Source organism: Cobetia sp. 14N.309.X.WAT.E.A4 (assembly GCF_030397495.1).
GTDB lineage: Bacteria > Pseudomonadota > Gammaproteobacteria > Pseudomonadales > Halomonadaceae > Cobetia > Cobetia marina.
Genome location: NZ_JAPNXT010000003.1, coordinates 67,712 through 84,683 on the forward strand (window position 1 = coordinate 67,712; position 16,972 = coordinate 84,683).

Below are 16,972 nucleotides of genomic sequence, written 5' to 3' on the forward strand. Positions count from 1 at the left end.
TGCGCGCTTGATTGCATTGGCGCAAGATCATTTCACTGCCTCGGTCAGACCACCTCTCGCCACATGACTCATGTCTGCAGCATGAGTCATCAGGAGTTGAGCAAGCATCATGATGGAGTCGGATCGACTGATCTCCGCGGCCACGCATGATCCGGAAGAACGGATCGATCGCGCCAATCGGCCGCGAACGCTGAATGAGTATATCGGTCAGCCGATCGTGCGCGAGCAGATGGAAATCTTCATCAGTGCCGCTCGCGGTCGTGGCGATAGCCTGGATCACACCCTGGTATTCGGGCCCCCGGGACTTGGCAAGACCACTCTGGCACACATCATTGCCAGTGAGATGAGCGTGGACATCAAGTCGACGTCCGGACCGGTTCTGGAGCGGGCAGGTGACCTGGCTGCCATGCTGACGAATCTCCAGGAAGGCGATGTACTGTTCATCGACGAGATTCATCGCCTGTCACCGGCGGTCGAGGAAGTACTGTATCCCGCGATGGAGGACTATCAGCTGGATATCATGATCGGTGAGGGCCCGGCTGCCCGCTCGATCAAGCTGGAACTGCCACGATTCACTCTGGTGGGGGCGACGACCCGGGCTGGGTTGTTGACCGCGCCCCTGCGAGATCGCTTCGGAATCGTTCAGCGCCTCGAGTTCTACGATATCGAGTCGCTGACCGGTATCGTCTCGCGCAGTGCGAAGCTGTCAGGCATGGAAGTGGAGATGGATGGCGCACGCGAGATCGCACGACGCTCGCGAGGGACGCCGCGTATCGCCAATCGGCTGCTGCGGCGGGTGCGTGACTTTACCGAGGTGCGCGGCGATGGCCGTCTGACGCTGGATGTCGCGGACAAGGCGCTCAACATGCTCAATGTGGATAGCCACGGGCTGGATCATATGGATCGCCGGTTGCTGCTGTCGATGATCGAAAAGTTCGATGGCGGGCCCGTCGGAGTGGATTCGCTGGCGGCCGCCATCGGCGAGGAGCGCGATACTATCGAAGATGTGCTGGAGCCCTATCTGATTCAGCAAGGGTTCATGATGCGAACGGCGCGCGGGCGCGTCGTGACCAGTTCCGCTTATCAGCATTTCGGCATCACGCCGCGTGAGACCCAGGCGCGTCTGACGCCGGGTGGGCAGGAGGACGCATGATGTCGTCTCTGCAGACATCCAGCCCCGGCGAGGAAACGTTGACTGAGCAGACGGGCGATTTTCATCATGCGGTGCGGGTCTATATCGAGGATACCGATGCGGGTGGCATCGTCTATTACGTCAATTACCTGCGCTTCATGGAGCGTGCACGCAGTGAATGGCTGCGCGCACGTGGCTATTCCCAGCAGACACTTCTGGAGCGCGGTATCCAGCTTGTCGTGCACAGTGTGGCCAGTCGCTATCATCGTCCTGCGAGACTGGATGATCTGCTGCAGGTCACGGCAACGGCAGGTGAATTGCGTGGCGCGCGCCTTGTCTTTCATCAACAGGTGATGAAGGACGGGGTGATGTTGAGTGATGCCGAGGTGGTGATTGCCTGTGTCGATGCCAGCACATTGCGTCCGCGTCGGTGGCCAGTGGAATTGCTGAACGCTCTTGAGGTCTGAGTCACCGATACCAGATTGACCGAGAGTCGCCGTGGTCAAGGCGTGAACGAGTGAGACGCCGTTGCAGCCATCCTTCTGGTCGGATGTCAGGCGACGGAGTCGGACGAATGTTAAGGGTGTCGCCTCACCGGTGGCACTGACTGAACCAAGTAAAAGAGGGATTTCCGTGGAAGATTCGATGTCGATCATTTCGCTGTTCGCGAATGCCAGCCTGGTGGTGCAATCCGTCATGTTGCTGCTGTTGGCGGCTTCCATCGCCTCCTGGGTAGTGATCTTCCAACGGGGGATGGCATTGTCACGAGCGAAACAGGCGTATACCGCCTTTGAAAAGCGTTTCTGGTCCGGAGTGGATCTCAATCACCTCTACCGTGAATTGCCCAGTGAAGAAGAGGCGACGCCGGGTGCTGCAGGCGTCTTCCGTGCAGGCTTTCGTGAGTACAGTCGTCTCAAGCCCAAGTCCAGCAATGCCGATGCGGTGATGGACGGCGTTCAGCGCAGCATGCGTGTCACGCTGTCACGCGAGGAAGAACGTCTCAATATCCATCTTCCGTTCCTGGCCACCGTCAGCTCCGTAAGCCCCTATGTGGGTCTATTCGGGACGGTGTGGGGCATCATGGGCTCTTTCCAGGCACTGGGGACTGCACAGCAGGCCACTCTGACCACTGTCGCTCCCTGGATTGCAGAAGCGCTGGTCGCCACCGCCATGGGGCTTTTTGCCGCGATTCCGGCAGTCATCTTCTATAACCGTCTGGCCAGCCGTGCCGATCAGCTGCTGGGCCGTTATGAAGACTTCGCCGAAGAGCTTCACTCCATTCTGCATCGCAATCTGCACGGCCGTGGCAGCAACGACGCCTGAAAGGAGAGTCGAGCATGAAAGGACCTTACAGCCGGGGGCACAAGCGCAAGCTGTCCTCTGAAATCAATGTGGTGCCCTTCATCGATGTCATGCTGGTGCTGCTGGTCATCTTCATGATCACCGCGCCGATGATGACCCAGGGGGTACAGGTCGAACTGCCCAAGGTCACCTCCAAGCCCATCGACAATCCTGATGACGTGACACCGCTGATCGTCTCGCTGGATGACAGCGGCAACTACTACATCGATCTGGGCTCTGATCAGGACAAGCGGACTCCCGTCGCCCTGGATGACCTGGGCAGCAAGGTGGCCGCCATCGTGTCGGAAAAGCCCAAGACACCCGTGCTGGTCAAAGGCGCCAAGACAGCGCCATATGGTGATGTGATGGGGCTGATGAGCACTCTGCAGGGGGCGGGCGTTCCCAATGTCGGGCTGATTTCAGAACCGCCGAACGAGGGCTGATGGATGAGTCAGCCGGAAATCGAAAAGCGGGCAGGCTATGGATTACCCGTCGTGCTGGCCGTGGGTCTGCATGTGGTCATCCTGGTACTGACCCTGGTGAGCTGGCCTGAGTCCGAGCCGGATCAGAGCAGCACGACCATCGTCAACGCGACGCTGGTCAGCACCGAAACGACGACCACTCAGCCCCAGCAGGCCAAGGCCAGCAAGGCGCGGGATGCCGCCGAAGAGGCCGATGAGCGTCAGAGCGCCAAGGAGGAGGCCTCCCGGGAAGCGGAGCGCGCTGCAGAACAGCAGAAGAGTGCTGCGCGCGAGAAAGCCGCGGAACTCAAGGCAGAGCAGGCCAAGGCTGCCGAGCAGGAGAAGGCGGCACAGGCCAAGGCGGCTGAGCAGTTGAAGGCGGAGCAGAAAGCGGCTGCCGAGGCGGCAGACAAGGCCAAGGCAGATGCAGCGCGTCGGGCGGAAGAAGCCAAGGCGATTGCGCTTGAGCGCAAGAAGGCTGAAGCTGAAAAACAGGCCAAGGCAGACGCCTTGAAGAAGGCGGAAGCCGAAAAGGCGGCCAAGGCCAAGGCGGAAGCGGAGAAGGCTGCCAAGGAAAAGGCAGCCGAGGAAGCGCGCAAGAAAGCCGAGGCGGAAAAAGCCGCTAAGGCCAAGGCAGAGGCTGAAAAGGCGGCCAAGGCCAAGGCGCAGGCTGAAAAGGAAAAGGCAGCCAAGGCAGCCGCCGAGAAAGCGGCGAAGGAAAAGGCGGCCAAGGAAAAGGCAGCGGAAGAGGCTCGCAAGAAGGCAGCCGCGGAGGCCGCGCGCCAGAAGGCGCTTGCCGAGAAGGCGGCACAGGCATCTGCCGGCTCACTGGATAGTCTGATCGACAGCGAAAGTGACGCCATCAGTGGCGCCAAGCAGGCCGCACAGGCGGCCAATGGCTTTGAGAGTCTGCTCAAGAAGTATGTCGGGCAGAACTGGAATCGGCCTTCAGGTACCGTACCCGGCATGACGGTGACGCTGCGCGTCTCATTGCTGCCGACAGGGGAACTTGTTTCGGCTGCGGTCAGCAAGAGCAGTGGCAATGCCGCCTTCGATCGTTCCGCGATTCAGGCGATACAGAAAGCAGCACCGTTTACCGAGATGCAGGACCTGCCGGCTTCAGCCAAGAGCCAGTTCCGCAACTTCAATCTGTACTTCAATCCAGAGGACCTGGGCCGATGAGACGAGTGACTACATGGATGATGGCAGCCGCCATGCTGGTCGTGACCAGCATGGCGAGAGCGGACCTGACCATCGAGATCACCAAGGGCAATGATAGCGCGACGCCGATCGCCGTGGTGCCGTTCGAGAACCTGACGGGGGGAAGTCTCCCTCAGGATCTGGCCCGTATCATCTCGGATGATCTGGCGCGCAGCGGCCAATTCGAGCCGATCAAGCGTGACAACCTGATCGCGCTGCCGGGGACTACCCAGGATGTCTTCGTCAATGACTGGAAGCGTCTCGGCGCCAGCTATCTGGTGGTCGGGCAGATCAAGAATGCGAGCAGCGGTGGCTACAGCATTCAATACGAGCTGATGGATGTGCTCGGGAACAAGCGCATGCTCGGAGAAGTTATCACGGGTAGTGATGGCCAGTTGCGTTCGCGCGCCCATTACATGAGTGATGAAATATTTGAGGAAATCACTGGAATTCGCGGTGCTTTCTCGACAAAAATCGCCTACATTACCGCCAATGGCGTGGGTGACAACATTCGTTTCGCACTGTATGTTGCCGACTCGGATGGCCATGGTAGTCAGGAGATTCTTGCATCCGATGAACCGATCATGTCTCCTGCATGGTCGCCGGATGGAAAGAAACTGGCGTACGTGAGTTTCGAATCAGAACGGCCTGCGATTTATGTTCAGGAGCTGGGAAGTGGTCGTCGTGCCAAACTGACCGGTTTCCGTGGCATCAATGGTGCTCCAGCCTGGTCTCCGGATGGCCGCAAGTTGGCGATGGCATTGTCAAAGGATGGTCAGCCCGAGATTTATGTGATGGATATCGCGTCACGCAAATTCCAACGTCTGACCAACAATCCTGCGATCGATACCGAGCCGGACTGGCTGCCGGATGGCAGTGGCATGGTCTTCACGTCTGATCGTGCCGGCTCGCCGCAGATCTATCGTCTTGATCTTTCCGGTGGTACTGAACGCGTGACGTTTACCGGAAACTACAATTCCCGTGGGCGTGTGTCGCCCGATGGGGAAACCCTGTTCATGATCAATCGCTCCGGCAACGGTTATCAGGTTGCCAAGCAGGATCTGAAGAGTGGTCGAGTGACATCCCTCACGGATACTCAGTGGGATGAATCTCCAAGTGTTGCACCGAATGGCACTATGGTGATATATGCCACTCAGCAAGGAACCCGTGGGGTCCTGGGCGAGGTCTCGGCAGATGGAAGAGCACAATTTTCCCTGCCGTCACCACAAGGCGAAGTGCGTGAACCTGCGTGGTCGCCGTTCCTGAACTAAACCACTAGAATGCATCCGAGTCACAAAGAAAGGCTTGGCATTCGTTTTCATTAGAGCAAGGAGTTTTACAATGCAGTTCACCCCGTATGCAAAAGGTCTGTTGGTTGCCCTGTCCCTGAGCGTCATGGCCGGTTGTTCCAGCAGCGGTGGCGCCCAGGACGGCGACATGGATTCAGCCAACAGCGGTGCCAACACTGCCGGCATGAACTCTGGTGCCAACACCAACGGCAACCAGATGAGCAACGCTTCCATGCCTGACGTGCGTACCATCTACTTCGCATTCGACAAGGACACCATCCGTCCTGAATTCGAAAGCGTCCTGATGGGCCACGCCCAGTACCTGAAAGCCAACACCAGCGCCAATGTCGTTCTGGAAGGCCACGCTGATGAGCGCGGTACTCGTGAATACAACCTGGGTCTGGGCGAGCGTCGTGCCAAGTCTGTCGCACGCTTCCTGACCGTTCAGGGTGTGTCTCCGTCCCAGATCGAGATCGTCTCCTACGGTGAAGAGCGTCCGGCCGTTCAAGGTCACGGCGAATCTTCCTATGCCAAGAACCGTCGTGTGGTCTTCGACTACTGAGTTCGGCAATCTCTCTGAGGTCCCTGCGGGATAACAGAGACGCTTGAAACTTGTGTTGAGCAGGCCTGAGTCCCAAGGGCAACCTTGAGGCTCGGGCCTTCTCGCACGGCAACATGATGATTCGGCGGAGCCGACAGCATGAAAGACAGCCTGAAATGGTTGTGCGGTGTGGGAGCCCTGGCGCTTCCGTTGTCAGTTGCAGCCGCACCCGCAGTGGAAGACCTTACCGTACAGTCCAACTCGCTTTATCAGCAGGCCAACACTCGCTTGAGTGGTGGCGGCACCCTGACCCTTCTCAACCAGCTTGATGAGCAGGCCCAGGAAATTGCGCGGCTGCGCGGGCGTGTCGATGAACTGGAATATCAGTTCAAGCGACTCACCGAGATGTCGCAGCAACGTTACCTGGACCTGGAGCAACGTGTTTCGGGAACAAGTCCAGCCGGTGAGAACGGTCAGGAGGTCGATGCGCAGACCGCAGCCGCGGTCAGTGGTGGTGAGGGCAGCAATGCCAGCAGCGCCAATGCCTCCAGTGGAGGAGATGCCCAGAAGGATTATGAGAACGCCTTTGCCAAGGTGCAGTCGCGTGATTTCGACGGAGCGATCGATGCCTTTGAATCCTTCGTGGTGGATCACGGGGATTCCAATCTCGCGGCCAATGCCCATTATTGGTTGGGGGAATTGTATTCCGCGAAGAATCAACTGGATGCTTCTGCCCAGGCCTTTGATACTGTCATCAGTGAGTTCTCGCAATCCAGCAAGGTGCCGGATGCGATGTACAAGCTGGGACTCGTCAAGGCGCGGCAGGGCAAGGCGCAGGAAAGTCGCAAATTGCTCGAGGAACTGGTTCGCCAGTACCCCGACAGCAAGGCCGGCGGAATGGCCAAGGATTTCCTCGCCTCTGGCGCATGACGCCAGATGATGATGACAAAGCCCGCACTTGTTGACTGACAAGGCGGGCTTTGTGCGTTCTGACATGCGCCCGCATGTCATCGATACACCTCAGGCCTTGCCCTTCGGGTCAGCCTCTCGGCAAGGCCAGCGTTCAGGACGGGATATCCTCATGGCGGAATGCAAGATCGATTATCAGGCACCAGCGGATCTGCTGAAAGGGCGAATCATTCTCGTGACTGGTGCAGGCTCGGGCATCGGTCGTGAAGCAGCCATTGACTATGCCAGGCATGGCGCGACCGTCATCTTGCTGGGGCGCACCATTGCCAAGCTCGAGGAAGTCTATGACGAGATCGAAGCATTGGGGGCTCCTCAGCCAGCGATCTACCCGCTGAACTTCGAAGGGGCCACGCTCAAGGATTACCAGCAGATGGCGGAAACGCTCGACAAGGAATTCGGGCGACTCGATGGGGTGCTGCACAATGCCAGTCTGCTGGGCAAGATCACCCCGTTCGAGCAGTATGATCCGGCGTTGTGGGAGCAGGTCATGCAGGTCAACATCAATGGGCCTATCTGGATGTTGCAGGCGCTGCTGCCACTGCTGAAAGCGTCTCGGGATGCGTCCGTGGTGCTGACGAGTTCCAGTGTCGGCCGCAAGGGGCGTGCTTTCTGGGGGGCCTACAGTGTCTCGAAGTTCGCCACCGAAGGCTTTTCACAGCTCTTGGCACAGGAGCTCGAGAATACCAGTCAGGTCCGCGTGAATACCCTCAATCCCGGTGGGACTCGAACGTCGATGCGCAAGTCGGCCTTCCCGGCGGAAGACCCGGATACCCTGCGTACGCCAGCCGACATCATGCCAAGCTACCTGTGGCTGATCGGTCCGGAGAGTCGTGGCCGCACCGGCGAGATGTTCGATGCCCAGCCGCCCAGGACGTGAGATGTCCGAGCGGGTGACAGTGACGAGCACTTGATGGTGAGAAGTTGTCACTGACAGGATTGCCTGCAATGAAAACGCCGACGGCCATGGCCGTCGGCGTTTTCATTGGCAGGGCGTCAGGGTGTCGCGCGACCCGTCAGCGCAGTTCCGCTGCGCGCAGAGCGGCATTGATGACTTCTTCCGAGGTGTCGAACCACACATCGGCAGGCCAGGCGTCCACATCGTCCCCGTCGCGGACGTAGCCATAGCGCACGGCGACCGCCAGCATGCCCGCCGCGCGCGCCGCCTGCATGTCGCGATCATGATCCCCGAGATACCAGCATCGTGACGGTTCGACGCCGAGGAGGCGGGCCGCCTCCCACAATGGCTCAGGATGGGGCTTCTTGACGGGCAGGTCATCGGCGCACAGCAGACAGCCCGGTGTGAGCGCCAGGGACTCGATCAGCGGCTCGGCGAACTGACGCGGCTTGTTGGTCACGATCCCCCAGGGCAGGCCGTTGCGCTGACAGATCTCGATCAGGGCGTCATAGCCCGGGAACAGCTCGCTGTGGGCCGCGACATCACGGGCATAGAAGTCCAGCAGGCGTGTACGCTCCTCGGCATGCGAGGGATGATCGATGTCGTGACCCAGCGCCAGTCTCACCAGGGCGCTTCCGCCATGCGAGACCTCGGCGCGAATCACCTCATAGCTCAGTTCCGGCAAGGCATGATGGCTACGCAGCTCGTTGGTCGCACGCGCCAGGTCCGGCGCAGTGTCCACCAGGGTGCCATCGAGATCGAAGATCAGCGCAGCGGGACGGGGCAGTGCGGCCGGCAGACTCATGCGAGTTCGTCTTCCGTCGGGCGGCGCGTATGCATCAGATAGTTGACGCTGAGGTCGGCGGTGTTGAGGCGATATTTCCGGGTCAGCGGGTTGTAGGTCATGCCGGTGGAACCCTCCATCTTGAGGCCCGCTTCACGCGTCCAGCGGCCAAGCTCAGCCGGGCGGATGAACTTGCGGTACTCATGCGTGCCGCGTGGCAGCATCTGCAGCAGGTACTCGGCACCGATGATCGCGAAGGCGTACGCCTTGGGATTGCGATTGATGGTCGAGAAGAACACCTTGCCTCCCGGCTTGACCAGTCGCGCGCAGGCGTTGATCACCGAGGAAGGGTCAGGAACATGCTCGAGCATCTCGAGACAGGTCACGACATCGAATTGTCCCGCCATTTCCTCGGCGGCAGCTTCCGCGGTGGTCTGGCGATAATCGACTTCCACACCGGATTCCAGCTGATGCAGGCGTGCCACTGACAGCGGAGCTTCGCCCATGTCGATCCCTGTCACGGTGGCGCCACGATGTGCCATGGCCTCGGACAGGATGCCGCCGCCACAACCGACATCGATGACTCGCTTGCCCGCCAGTCCGGCATGGGTGTCGATGTAATCGACGCGCAGCGGGTTGATGTCGTGGAGTGGCTTGAACTCGCTGTCGCGGTCCCACCAGCGGCTGGCGAGCGCGGAGAATTTGGCGATTTCGCTGGCATCGACGTTGCCCAGATGATCCGGGGCAGTGGAATCTTGCTTGGCGTCGCTATGGCTCATGATCGGATCCTTACCGTTACGGAAGTGCATCGCAAGCATGCACGCCCCTGTACAGACGCGTCACCCTCGGGCACGATTCCTCCATTCTAATCCGCCTGTCGTCGCGGGTCAGCGGTAACTGCAAAAAACTCGTCATGACGGGAACTTGCAGATGGCCTCAGCCATTATCGCGCCGCGGTGTTCTCCAGTGCGAACCCCTTTGTCCGTGAGCCTACAGGGAAGTGTCATGAGCCTGATTCCAATTCGCTGGCTGACCCAGTCAGACAATGCCACCGGTAGCGACGAAGATGCCTTGCCGCGACTGGCACTGCTGGATCAACGTCTGCTGCCGGGCGAGACCCGAGAGATCGAACTGCGGGATGCAGGCGGCGTGGCTCGCGCCATTGCCGACATGGTAGTGCGTGGTGCACCGGCCATCGGCATCGCGGCCGCCTATGGTGTGGCGCTGGAGGCGGTTCGCGCCGCACATGAGGGCGGGGCATGGGGGGCGCGTCTGGAAGCGGCCTGCGAGGTTCTGGCGGCTTCTCGGCCGACGGCGGTCAATCTGTTCTGGGCGCTGGATCGCATGCGTACGGTGATCGCTGCGCACGCCATGCGTGAGCTTGCCCCCCACGAGGCACTGCTGCGGGAAGCCGTGCGCATTCATGAGCAGGATCTCGAGGACAATCTGCGCATGGCGGAATTCGGTGCGCAGGTGATTGCCGCGTCCCTGCCGGCCGACACCCCCCACTGTGAGGTGATGACGCACTGCAATACCGGTGCGCTGGCGACTGGGGGGCACGGTACCGCCCTGGGCGTGATTCGCACGGCGTACGCTCAGGGGCTGATCAGCCGCGTCCATGTCAATGAGACGCGCCCCTGGTGGCAGGGGGCTCGACTGACCGCCTGGGAACTGGTGCAGGAAAAGATTCCCGCCCGACTTGCCGTGGAGGGGGCTGCCTCGCTGATCATGCAATCCAGGGACGGCGATGACGATGTGCGCTGGTTGATCGTTGGTGCGGACCGCATCGCGGCCAATGGCGACACGGCCAACAAGATCGGCACCTTCTCCCTGGCGGTCCAGGCGCGTGCCCACGGGGTCAAGGTGATGGTGGTGGCGCCCCTTGCCACCTTCGATGCCAGTCTGGACAGTGGGGCCGCCATCCCCATAGAGACTCGCGATGCCGATGAGCTGCGTCAGGCAGGAAATCGCAGGATCGCTCCCGATGAGATCGAAGTCTTCAATCCGGTCTTCGATGTCACACCGCATGAGTATATTGATGCCATCGTCACCGAGCATGGTGTGGTAGAGTCGCCCGATAGCGACAGTGTGGGTGCCCTGCTGGGGCGTGCCCAGCGTCGCTGAGGAGGCATCCTGTCCGCGGAGCGAAGGCTTCGCGTGGACTGGCCCGTCATGGACGTCTCAGACAGCCGATCTGATGGGCCAGTGTGGAAAATCTGCGGTCAATTCGCACTTTTTTGCCAAACTGGCATAATCCCTGCCTAGATTTCAGGACGGTCGCCATCTCGTCCGGGCGGCAGTAACTCGGTAGAGTCGTCACGATCTGCCACGACATAGACACAAGGAAGACGCTTCATGATACGCAAGGCTGTATTGCCTGTTGCAGGTCTCGGAACTCGTTGCCTGCCGGCCTCCAAGGCCATCCCCAAGGAAATGATCACCATCGTCGACAAGCCGGTGATCCAGTATGTGGTGGAAGAAGCGGTTGCGGCGGGTATCAAGGAAATCGTCCTGGTCACCCATTCCAGCAAGAATGCCATCGAGAACCACTTCGACAAGCACTTCGAGCTCGAGACGACTCTGGAAGCCAAGGGCAAGTTCGAGCTGCTCGAGGAACTTCGTCACATCATTCCGGATGACGTCAAGATCATCAGCGTGCGTCAGCCGGAACCGCTGGGTCTGGGCCATGCGGTGCTGTGTGCCAAGCCCATCGTTGGAGACGAGCCTTTCCTGGTGATGTTGCCGGACGTGCTGGTCGACGGCGAAGGTCTCGAGAAGAATGACCTGGCGCGGATGATGGAGGCCTATGAAGCCACCAATGCCGCCCAGATCATGGTCGAGAACGTGCCCCAGGAGATGGCCTACAAGTACGGTATCGTCGCCATCGATGGCGAGACGCCGGAAGCGGGCAAGTCCGCGATGATCAGTGGGATGGTCGAGAAGCCGGCTCCGGGCACCGAACCCTCCACTCTGGCGGTGATCGGCCGTTACCTGCTGCCGGGTCGTATCTTCGAGTTGCTCGAGAATACCCCGCCGGGCGCCGGTGGCGAGATCCAGCTGACCGACGCCATCGATACCCTGCGTGATGACAAGGCGGTCGCGGCCTATCGCATGGCCGGCGATACCTATGACTGTGGCCATCAGCTAGGCTATCTGGAAGCCACCATTTCCTTCGCCAAGCGTCACCCGAAATTCGGGGAAGGCTTCCGCGAGCTGATGACCCGCTATCAGGAGAAATGAGCCATGCAGGTGCTGGTGCACGGAAGCGAACTGGCGGCTGCCACGGCCAGTGCCGCCTTGGCGAGTGTCGGCCACAATGTCTGGTGGTGGCCGCATGAAGACATGGACTGGGAGTCACTGGACCGGGTCGACTGGCTGAACAGTGAGCCGGGCCTGCGAGAGCGGCTGGACCGCCACGTCGAACGTGGCGATCTGACGCTGGTGAAGGGGCTTGGTTCACTGCGTCGCATCGATGTGCACTGGGTGGCCGTCTCGCCGGATCAACGTGAGGGTGCTCTGGCGCGTATCGAGCAGGTTGTCGCGACACTCGCGGAGCCGACGGTGCTGGTCAACAATTCGACCTTTCCTGTCGGGACCACCGAGCGTTTCGAGGCGCTGCTGTCGCGGGATGATCAATATGCGGTGGCCTTGCCGGACATGCTGGAAGAGGGGCGCTCACTGGCGACCTTCGAGCGCCCCGCGCGCTGGTTGCTGGGCAGCGAGTCCGAGGTCGCGACACGTCGCGTCCAGGAGCTTCTGCGCGCCTTCAATCGTCGGGAAGATGTCTTCCAGATCATGCCGCGCCGCGCCGCCGAGCTGACCAAGCTGGCCATCAATGGCATGTTGGCGACCCGGATCAGTTACATGAACGAAGTCGCCGGGCTTGCGGATTCCCTCGAGGTGGACGTCGAGTACGTGCGCCAGGGCATGGGCGCCGACCCGCGCATCGGCTTCGGCTATCTGTATCCGGGCTGTGGCTTCGGTGGTCCCAACTTCTCGCGCGACCTGATGCGTCTGGCCGATGTCCAGCATGAGACCGGACGTGAATCGCTGCTGCTCGAGCATGTTCTCGACATCAACGAGGCCAAGAAGGAGACGCTGTTCCGTAAGCTGTGGCAGCACTTCGATGGCGAGCTGCGCGGTCGCACCATCGCCATCTGGGGGGCGGCGTTCAAACCGGGCACGGCGCGTATCGACCATGCGCCGGTGTTGACGCTGCTCGAGGCGTTGTGGGCTCAGGGCGTGCGCGTTCGTGTGCATGATCCGGCGGCGCTGTCCGCGTTGGGCGAGGCCTGTGGCGCTCACCCCTTGCTGGAGCTGGTCGATGGCAACATGTACGACGCCCTCGAAGGGGCGGACGCCCTGATGCTGGTCACCGAATGGAAGTGTTACTGGAATCCAGACTGGCAGCGTCTCAAGCGTGAGCTGGGCGCGAAGCTGGTGCTGGACGGTCGCAATATCTATGACCCCAGCTACGTGGCCAGCCAGGGGCTGACCTACCGAGGCATCGGGCGTCGCGCGACGCCGTGACACCGTCTCGGTACCTGACGAATGTGCATGACATTCGCCTGGCATGAACAAGGCCCCATCCGGCAACGGATGGGGCCTTTTCCTTGGTCACTCCTGTGGCTCATCAGGTCCAGGGCTCAAGCACGAACTTGCCGACATGGGTCTTCTCGAGGAAGGCCTTCTGGGCCTTGGCGATATCCTTCAGCGGGAAGCTCGCCGCGATCAAGGGGCGAATCTCCCCGCGCTCCACGTAGCGCACGAGATTGGGGAAGGTCGCCTTGCACCAGGCGGTGGTGCCCAGCAGGCGGAGATTCTTGAGGTACAGATCACGCAGGTCCAGGGTGACCATGGGCCCGGCGATGGCACCGGTGGTCACCAGCCGCCCACCACGTGACAACAGCTTGAGCATCACCGGGAAGTCATCGCCGGCGACATTGTCGACCACCAGATCGACGGATTCCTGTCCGAGTTCGGCGACCAGGTCCGCATGGCGATCAAACAGTCTGTCGACCCCCAGCGTGCGCAGGGCCTCATGCTTGGAAGCGCCTGCCACAGCATAGACGATGGCGCCACGTCGCTTGGCCAGTTGCAGGGTGGCGGAGCCCACGCCGCCCGACGCGCCGGTGACCAGTACGCGTTCGCCGGACGTGAGCTCGGCCTGTTCCAGCATGTTCTCCGCTGTGCCATAGGCGCAGGGCAGTGAGCCCAGTTCCACGTCGCTCCAGTCACATTCGACCGGGAAGACGTCACTGGCCCGGATACTGACGAATTGCGCGAAGGCGCCATCGAAGTCAGAGCCCATCCATTCGTTTTCCAGTGACTCCCAGCCTGCACTGCGCATGCAGGCCCGCACCAGTACGCGCTTGCCGAGCAGCGCTGTGTCGGCACCTTCGCCGAGCGCGACCACTTCACCGCAGCAGTCGGTTCCCTGGATCAGGGGGAAGGGCGTCTCGCCTTTCCAGCCACCTTCGGGCGGGACCGGCTTGTCGATTGTCGTCTCGCCAGCCGAGGTGTCGTGCTGGCTGCTGGCCTGGTTCGTGGCCGTGGTGATGCTGGAGGAATACCAGCCAAGGCGCGTATTGATCTCGGTATTGTTCATGCCAGCCGCCAGTACCTTGATCAGCACTTCCCCCTTGTCTGGCACAGGGACAGGCCGCTCTTGCGCCTCGAGGCGTTCATAGCCGCCGTGGCCGGTGGTCACGATGGCGAGCATGGTGTCGGGTAACGAGGAGGTGGTATCGGATGGCATGACGTTCCCTCTGGGGATGACGGAAGAGTAGAGTGAATGTTCTACCTTGCAGGCTAGCAAATGGCGAGGCGGCATGTCATCTGCAAGCGCGCTTCGTAAAGGATCATCAGGCGATAGGGGAGTCAGAAACCAAAAGACCCCGCCGATTGGCGGGGTCTTTCCTTGCACCCTCCTCTCACTCGAACGTCACTGTCAGGTCACATCATCCATGACGTCTGATATGAGAGTGAAGTGAAGGTGCCATCACTCATGCCGGGTGTCTCAGGCTGCGAAGTTCTGTGCAGCGAAGTCCCAGTTGATGATGTTCCAGATGCTTTCCAGATACTTCGGGCGCGCGTTGCGGTAGTCGACGTAGTAGGCGTGTTCCCAGACGTCGACGGTCAGCAGCGGGGTCTGGCCTGCCTTGGCGATCGGGGTGTCTGCGTCGTCAGTATTGACGATTTCCAGCTCGCCCTGAGCGTTCTTGACCAGCCAGGTCCAACCGGAACCGAAGTTGCCGGCAGCGGAAGTGTTGAAGGCTTCCTTGAAGTCAGCGACGGAGCCCCACTTTGCCGCGATGGCATCTGCCAGCGGGCCTGTCGGCTCGCCACCACCGTTCGGAGACAGGCAGTGCCAGTAGAAGGTGTGGTTCCACACCTGAGCTGCCTGGTTGAACAGGCCGCCCTGAGCACTCTGGATGATGTCTTCCAGAGACTTCTCTGCGTCCGCAGTGCCTTCGACCATGCTGTTGAGCTTGGTGACGTAGGCCTGGTGATGCTTGCCGTAATGGTACTCAAGGGTCTCGGCGGAGATGGTCGGCTCGAGTGCGTTCTTTTCGTACGGCAGTGCCGGGAGTTCAAATGCCATGGGGGATAAGCTCCTTTTCCTCACCAATAGAATCTTGCTCTGACTTCGTTGGGGCAGGCATGAAGGCTTTCAAGCCTCCTTCAGTGTTCTCTTCGACGTCAGGCGACGAGGAGACGATCGCCAGGGATCCACTCAGCCAGCACATGATGGAAAATGTGCAATTAGCGTGAAAAACCTTGTGAATCCAGATAGCTACGAAGCCAGAGGCTGCGAGAGTCGCAGTGCTTTGCACTATAGCACTCGTGTTCCTGCAGGCCAACGCCGCCGGGACCTGCTGGCGGGAAAGCACCGAAGGATGTCGGTAAGCGATGTCAGGCATCCCGGGCGACGTCGCTGTCTGGCGGGAAGGTACAGTGCGGTTACATGAGAGGGACCGCGGGCCGTGCTGCCGGGGAACCTGATGAGATGGCCGGGGTCTGCTGTTAGACTCGGCAGAGCCGGCAACCGAAAACCGGCCAGTCAATCAGCGGGATACGGGCGTTTTCCCTCCAGGTGTCGCATGAGGCTCGGGCCTTGCCACGGATGATGCCGACGCCTGTCGCTGGAACCTCGAGTCGATGTGCCAGTCATGGAGCCAGTATGCGGCAGGACACTACGGAACCTTCGATGGATAATTCCCGGGATGAATCACTGATAGCACGGCGTGATGAAGCGCTGGCCCGTCATCCTGATGCAGCCCCGCCCCCGCGTCGTTGGCCGCTGTGGGTGTGCGTGCTGGCACTGGGAGGGGTGGTCGCCTGGCAGCAATGGCAATTGCAGCAGCTTCAGGACATGCGAGGCCAGCAGAGTGATCAGCTGAGTCGTCAGGTCTCGAGACTCAAGGGCGATGTCGAGAACGACGCCCGGCTGCTGGGGGATGTGGATGAGCGTCTTGCCCAGCTCACCACGCGGGTGGACGAGTCGCTGAGTGCGCGCATCGACGGCCTCACGCAGACCGATGAATCCCTTGCCGACAGCCTCGCTGAACAGCAGGCCGCCTGGCAGGAGCGTTTTGCCGCGCTCTCGGACACGCTGACGGCATCGCAGGACGCGCAGGCGAGTCGTCTCGCAGCGCTTACCGAGTCCACCGAGGCCCAGCTCGAGGGACTACGCCAGGCGGGTGACAACCGCACCACCTTGCTGAGTGCCTTGCAGGGCTCCGTCAGTGCCCTTGAGTCCTTGAGCCGGGATGGGCGTGCGACGCTCAAGGCACGCCTAGATGCACAGGCTGACACCCTGGCCCATCTCGAGACCGAGCTCAAGGCAGTCGAGCAAGCGCAGCAGCAGTCGCTGCCCCGACTCGAGCAACGCCTGAGCGATCAGTCCAGCCGCCTGGATCAGCAGGCCGTGCAGCTTGAGCGTCTCGCCTCGCAGTGGGACGCCCTCAGGCAAGCGCAGGATGAGGCGACGTCAGAGGATCGCCAGACAAGCTCGCAGGCGCTGACGGCCTTCAAGCAGTCCCAGCAGGAGGCGTTGGACGCGTTGCGTCGCAGGCTCGAGCAGCAGCAGGCGTCCCTGACGGGGCTAGTGGACGCCCGGCTCGCGCCGTTGAGCAAGACCCAGACGTCGCTGTCTTCCCAGCTGGGGGAGCTGAGACGCCAGCAGACGGCGCTCAGCGCCGGGCTGGAAGCCCTGGGTGAGGCGTCCACGCAGGACGAGCAGCTGCGCTCCCTGGATGCCAGCCGTCGGCAGTTGAGTGGCCGCGTGGCGTCCATGTTGAGTCAGCTGTCCCGGTTGGAGCAGCGAGTCGCGCGCCTGGAGCGCTGAGCAGTGATGG

General features: G+C 61.0%; 17 protein-coding genes. 13 read left to right on the forward strand and 4 right to left on the reverse strand.

Annotated elements, in window-relative coordinates; all coding sequences use genetic code 11:
• Positions 1-109: 109 nt before the first annotated feature.
• From ruvB to OW493_RS05600, 9 genes are all read left to right on the forward strand, one after another.
• Positions 110-1,153, forward strand: a complete 1,044-nt coding sequence (ruvB, locus tag OW493_RS05560; RefSeq protein WP_077376500.1) for a Holliday junction branch migration DNA helicase RuvB — start codon at positions 110-112, stop codon at positions 1,151-1,153.
• Positions 1,150-1,599 (forward strand): tol-pal system-associated acyl-CoA thioesterase, encoded by a 450-nt coding sequence (gene ybgC, locus OW493_RS05565; protein ID WP_289863537.1) that lies wholly within the window; start codon positions 1,150-1,152, stop codon positions 1,597-1,599. The genes ruvB and ybgC overlap by 4 nt, the downstream gene beginning before the upstream one ends.
• Before the next feature lie 178 nt (positions 1,600-1,777).
• Entirely contained in the window at positions 1,778-2,455 is a 678-nt protein-coding gene (tolQ, locus tag OW493_RS05570) for a protein TolQ (RefSeq protein WP_077377369.1), read from the forward strand.
• 14 nt (positions 2,456-2,469) lie between these two features.
• Positions 2,470-2,916, forward strand: coding sequence for a protein TolR (gene tolR / locus OW493_RS05575; RefSeq protein ID WP_077376494.1), 447 nt, complete (start codon positions 2,470-2,472; stop codon positions 2,914-2,916).
• Between the two features lie 3 nt (positions 2,917-2,919).
• Positions 2,920-4,116, forward strand: a complete 1,197-nt coding sequence (gene tolA, locus OW493_RS05580; protein WP_289863538.1) for a cell envelope integrity protein TolA — start codon at positions 2,920-2,922, stop codon at positions 4,114-4,116.
• Positions 4,113-5,405, forward strand: a complete 1,293-nt coding sequence (gene tolB / locus OW493_RS05585) for a Tol-Pal system beta propeller repeat protein TolB (protein ID WP_289863539.1) — start codon at positions 4,113-4,115, stop codon at positions 5,403-5,405. Before tolA ends, tolB begins: the two co-directional genes overlap by 4 nt.
• A 70-nt stretch (positions 5,406-5,475) precedes the next feature.
• Positions 5,476-5,985, forward strand: coding sequence for a peptidoglycan-associated lipoprotein Pal (gene pal / locus OW493_RS05590; protein ID WP_065392600.1), 510 nt, complete (start codon positions 5,476-5,478; stop codon positions 5,983-5,985).
• 138 nt (positions 5,986-6,123) lie between these two features.
• The gene (ybgF, locus tag OW493_RS05595; protein WP_289863540.1) at positions 6,124-6,894 is read left to right on the forward strand and encodes a tol-pal system protein YbgF; all 771 of its coding nucleotides are present in this window, start codon (positions 6,124-6,126) and stop codon (positions 6,892-6,894) included.
• Positions 6,895-7,045: 151 nt separating this feature from the next.
• Entirely contained in the window at positions 7,046-7,810 is a 765-nt protein-coding gene (locus OW493_RS05600; RefSeq protein WP_077376482.1) for a YciK family oxidoreductase, read from the forward strand.
• A 136-nt stretch (positions 7,811-7,946) separates the two neighbouring features.
• On the opposite strand, the gene OW493_RS05605 is transcribed toward OW493_RS05600, so the two are convergent.
• Together OW493_RS05605 and ubiG are read right to left on the reverse strand one after the other, a co-directional pair.
• Positions 7,947-8,633 (reverse strand): HAD-IA family hydrolase, encoded by a 687-nt coding sequence (locus tag OW493_RS05605; protein WP_084208694.1) that lies wholly within the window; start codon positions 8,631-8,633, stop codon positions 7,947-7,949.
• Positions 8,630-9,346, reverse strand: a complete 717-nt coding sequence (gene ubiG / locus OW493_RS05610; protein WP_103751442.1) for a bifunctional 2-polyprenyl-6-hydroxyphenol methylase/3-demethylubiquinol 3-O-methyltransferase UbiG — start codon at positions 9,344-9,346, stop codon at positions 8,630-8,632. The genes OW493_RS05605 and ubiG overlap by 4 nt, the downstream gene beginning before the upstream one ends.
• 271 nt (positions 9,347-9,617) lie before the next feature.
• Here ubiG and mtnA point away from each other — a divergent pair, with 271 nt between their 5' ends.
• The 3 genes from mtnA (at position 9,618) to OW493_RS05625 (ending at position 13,142) form a co-directional block, all read left to right on the forward strand.
• The gene (mtnA, locus tag OW493_RS05615; RefSeq protein WP_136937825.1) at positions 9,618-10,736 is read left to right on the forward strand and encodes an S-methyl-5-thioribose-1-phosphate isomerase; all 1,119 of its coding nucleotides are present in this window, start codon (positions 9,618-9,620) and stop codon (positions 10,734-10,736) included.
• Positions 10,737-10,967: 231 nt separating this feature from the next.
• Positions 10,968-11,852: a UTP--glucose-1-phosphate uridylyltransferase GalU gene (gene galU / locus OW493_RS05620; protein WP_077376470.1), complete on the forward strand. Its 885-nt coding sequence runs from the start codon at positions 10,968-10,970 to the stop codon at positions 11,850-11,852.
• Positions 11,853-11,855: 3 nt separating this feature from the next.
• Complete coding sequence (locus OW493_RS05625) at positions 11,856-13,142, forward strand: nucleotide sugar dehydrogenase (protein WP_141391654.1); 1,287 nt, start codon at positions 11,856-11,858, stop codon at positions 13,140-13,142.
• A 103-nt stretch (positions 13,143-13,245) separates the two neighbouring features.
• Here the strand turns inward: OW493_RS05625 and OW493_RS05630 are convergent, their stop codons facing one another.
• Both OW493_RS05630 and OW493_RS05635 read right to left on the reverse strand, forming a co-directional pair.
• Positions 13,246-14,370, reverse strand: a complete 1,125-nt coding sequence (locus OW493_RS05630; RefSeq protein ID WP_205700436.1) for an alcohol dehydrogenase family protein — start codon at positions 14,368-14,370, stop codon at positions 13,246-13,248.
• Between the two features lie 261 nt (positions 14,371-14,631).
• The gene (locus OW493_RS05635) at positions 14,632-15,216 is read right to left on the reverse strand and encodes a Fe-Mn family superoxide dismutase (protein ID WP_136937823.1); all 585 of its coding nucleotides are present in this window, start codon (positions 15,214-15,216) and stop codon (positions 14,632-14,634) included.
• A gap of 606 nt (positions 15,217-15,822) precedes the next feature.
• Between OW493_RS05635 and OW493_RS05640 the strand changes: the two genes are divergently transcribed.
• Positions 15,823-16,962: a hypothetical protein gene (locus OW493_RS05640; protein ID WP_289863543.1), complete on the forward strand. Its 1,140-nt coding sequence runs from the start codon at positions 15,823-15,825 to the stop codon at positions 16,960-16,962.
• Positions 16,963-16,972 lie beyond the last annotated feature (10 nt).

Bases quoted from the DNA above. Each gene is read 5' to 3' on its own strand.
- ruvB (WP_077376500.1), top strand. From the start codon at position 110: ATGATGGAGTCGGATCGACTGATCTCCGCGGCCACGCATGATCCGGAA.
- ybgC (WP_289863537.1), top strand. From the start codon at position 1,150: ATGATGTCGTCTCTGCAGACATCCAGCCCCGGCGAGGAAACGTTGACT.
- tolQ (WP_077377369.1), top strand. From the start codon at position 1,778: ATGTCGATCATTTCGCTGTTCGCGAATGCCAGCCTGGTGGTGCAATCC.
- tolR (WP_077376494.1), top strand. From the start codon at position 2,470: ATGAAAGGACCTTACAGCCGGGGGCACAAGCGCAAGCTGTCCTCTGAA.
- tolA (WP_289863538.1), top strand. From the start codon at position 2,920: ATGAGTCAGCCGGAAATCGAAAAGCGGGCAGGCTATGGATTACCCGTC.
- tolB (WP_289863539.1), top strand. From the start codon at position 4,113: ATGAGACGAGTGACTACATGGATGATGGCAGCCGCCATGCTGGTCGTG.
- pal (WP_065392600.1), top strand. From the start codon at position 5,476: ATGCAGTTCACCCCGTATGCAAAAGGTCTGTTGGTTGCCCTGTCCCTG.
- ybgF (WP_289863540.1), top strand. From the start codon at position 6,124: ATGAAAGACAGCCTGAAATGGTTGTGCGGTGTGGGAGCCCTGGCGCTT.
- OW493_RS05600 (WP_077376482.1), top strand. From the start codon at position 7,046: ATGGCGGAATGCAAGATCGATTATCAGGCACCAGCGGATCTGCTGAAA.
- OW493_RS05605 (WP_084208694.1), bottom strand. From the start codon at position 8,633: ATGAGTCTGCCGGCCGCACTGCCCCGTCCCGCTGCGCTGATCTTCGAT.
- mtnA (WP_136937825.1), top strand. From the start codon at position 9,618: ATGAGCCTGATTCCAATTCGCTGGCTGACCCAGTCAGACAATGCCACC.
- galU (WP_077376470.1), top strand. From the start codon at position 10,968: ATGATACGCAAGGCTGTATTGCCTGTTGCAGGTCTCGGAACTCGTTGC.
- OW493_RS05625 (WP_141391654.1), top strand. From the start codon at position 11,856: ATGCAGGTGCTGGTGCACGGAAGCGAACTGGCGGCTGCCACGGCCAGT.
- OW493_RS05630 (WP_205700436.1), bottom strand. From the start codon at position 14,370: ATGCCATCCGATACCACCTCCTCGTTACCCGACACCATGCTCGCCATC.
- OW493_RS05635 (WP_136937823.1), bottom strand. From the start codon at position 15,216: ATGGCATTTGAACTCCCGGCACTGCCGTACGAAAAGAACGCACTCGAG.
- OW493_RS05640 (WP_289863543.1), top strand. From the start codon at position 15,823: ATGGATAATTCCCGGGATGAATCACTGATAGCACGGCGTGATGAAGCG.